This window comes from Kitasatospora sp. NPDC056800 (assembly GCF_042789775.1).
Lineage (GTDB): Bacteria > Actinomycetota > Actinomycetes > Streptomycetales > Streptomycetaceae > Kitasatospora.
In genome coordinates, this window is record NZ_JBHUAL010000397.1 from 1 (window position 1) to 2,257 (window position 2,257).

Genomic DNA, 2,257 nt, shown 5'->3' on the forward strand with positions numbered 1-2,257 from the left:
GCCCTGCCGTTCCCGGAGTTTCCCGGGGAACGGCAGGGCCTCACGGCGTTTGCCTGGGAGCTGCTCAGCTCTTGTCGGCGTCGGCGTCGGCCTTGGCGGCCTTCGACTCTTCGGCCTCGGCGGCCTCGGCCTGCTGGGCGCGCTCGGGGACGACGCCGTCGAAGTCGTCGTCGATCTCGAGGTCGTCCTCGTCGTAGAACTCCTCGACGTCCTCCTCGTCCTCGAAGATCACGCGGTCCTCGGAGTGGTCGCCGCCACCGCGCTTCTTCTGCACCGGGGCGTCCGTCGACTCGGCCTCGTCCTCGGCCAGCTCCGGGTCGAGCGTGTCGGTGAACTCCACGCCGTCGATCTCGGCCAGCCGCTCCGAGGCGTTGGTGGTGCCGTCGGTGTCGGCCTCGGCGGCCTTGGCGAACCAGTCACGGGCCTCGTCGGCCCGGCCGGCCGCGATCAGGGCCTCGGCGTAGGCGTACCGCAGGCGCGCGGTCCACGGCTGAACGGAGTTGGAGGCAAGCTCCGGGCTCTGCAGCGTCACCACGGCGGCGTCGAACTGCTCCATGTCGGCGCGGGCACCGGCCGCCACCAGGCGCATCTCGACCTGGCCGGCCTTGTCCAGCTGCTTCACCTCGGGCTCGCCAGCCATCGCCAGCGCCCGCTCCGGACGGCCCAGACCGCGCTCGCAGTCGGCCATCACCGGCCACAGGTCCGCCCGGCCGGTCATCCGACGGGCGGCGCGGAACTCGGTCAGCGCCTCGGAGTAGCGCTGCGTCATGTACGAGGCGAAACCGGCCGCCTCACGGACGGCTGCCACGCGGGAGGCCAGACGGAGCGCGATGCGCGAGTACTGGTAGGCCTCCTCCGCCTCGCCGTCGAGCAGGCGGGCCACCATCACCAGGTTGCGGGCGACGTCGTCCGCGAGGGTCTTGGGCAGGCTCTTGAGCTCCTGGCGCACGTCCGCGTCCAGCTCGTAGCCGGTGACGTCCTCCGGGATCGGCAGACGCTTGACGGGCTCGTAGTTGCCCCGGCGGTCGTCGTACTCCCGGCGGTCGCCGCCGCGCTCGTCCCGGTCACGGCGGTAGCCGCCACCCGACGGGCGGTCGTCACGGCGGAAGCCGCCGCGGTCGCCACCGCGGTCATCGCGGTTGAAGCCACCGGAGGGGCGGTCGTCACGACGGAAACCACCGCCGGCCGGACGGTCGCCACGGTCGCGGTTGAAACCGCCACCCGACGGACGGTCGTCACGACGCGGACGGTCGTCACGGTCGTCCCGACGGAAACCGCTCGGGCGGTCGTCACGACGGAAGCCACCGCGGTCGCCGCCGCGGTCATCGCGGTTGAAACCGCCGGAGGGGCGGTCGTCACGGCGGAAGCCGCCACGGTCGCCACCGCGGTCGTCACGGTTGAAGCCACCCGAGGGGCGGTCGTCACGACGGAAACCACCGCCGGCCGGACGGTCACCACGGTCGCGGTTGAAACCGCCACCCGACGGACGGTCGTCACGACGGAAACCGCCACGGTCGCCGCCGCGGTCATCGCGGTTGAAACCGCCGGACGGGCGGTCGTCGCGGCGGAAACCGCCACGGTCGCCACCGCGGTCGTCACGGTTGAAACCACCCGAGGGGCGGTCGTCACGACGGAAGCCACCGCCGGCCGGACGGTCACCGCGGTCGCGGTTGAAACCGCCACCCGACGGACGGTCATCGCGACGGAAACCGCCGCGCTCGCCGCCACGGTCGTCACGGTTGAAACCGCCCGACGGACGGTCGCCGCGGTCGCGGTTGTACCCGCCGGTGGGGCGGTCGTCACGGCGGAAGCCGCCACGGTCGCCACCGCGGTCGTCGCGGTCGCGGCCGTACCCGCCGCCCGACGGACGGTCGTCACGACGCGGACGGTCGTCACGGTCGTCGCGACGGTAGCCGCCGGAGGGGCGGTCATCGCGGCGGAAGCCACCGCGGTCGCCGCCACGGTCGTTGGACCAGCCCCCGCGGGACCGGGGCTCGTAGCCTCGGCCGTCGTCCGATCGACGCTCGGGACGGTCCTGGGGCTGGTTCGACATCGTGGTGACTCCTTCTGCTGCTTCAGCTACACCGCGGGCGGAGCATGCGACTCCACCACCGCCACGCGGCTTCGACGCCGGCCTGCTGGCCCGCGTACCTTCTCCATTGTCCGACATGCCGGGACCCTCCGCGTCTGGGCGGAAGTCCCGCTTTTGCCGATCTTCTTCACGTTCGCAAAACACAAAAAGGCCGCGGCCCCAGCG

At 72.6% G+C, this 2,257-nt stretch carries 1 protein-coding gene and 1 pseudogene; both read right to left on the reverse strand.

The features are described 5' to 3' along the window. Positions 1-64: 64 nt before the first annotated feature. Positions 65-949, reverse strand: coding sequence for a hypothetical protein (locus ACFRQN_RS40615; RefSeq protein WP_375877814.1), 885 nt, complete (start codon positions 947-949; stop codon positions 65-67). 138 nt (positions 950-1,087) lie between these two features. Further along, positions 1,088-1,930: pseudogene (locus ACFRQN_RS40620) on the reverse strand (hypothetical protein); the annotation flags it as partial. Positions 1,931-2,257: the final 327 nt, after the last annotated feature.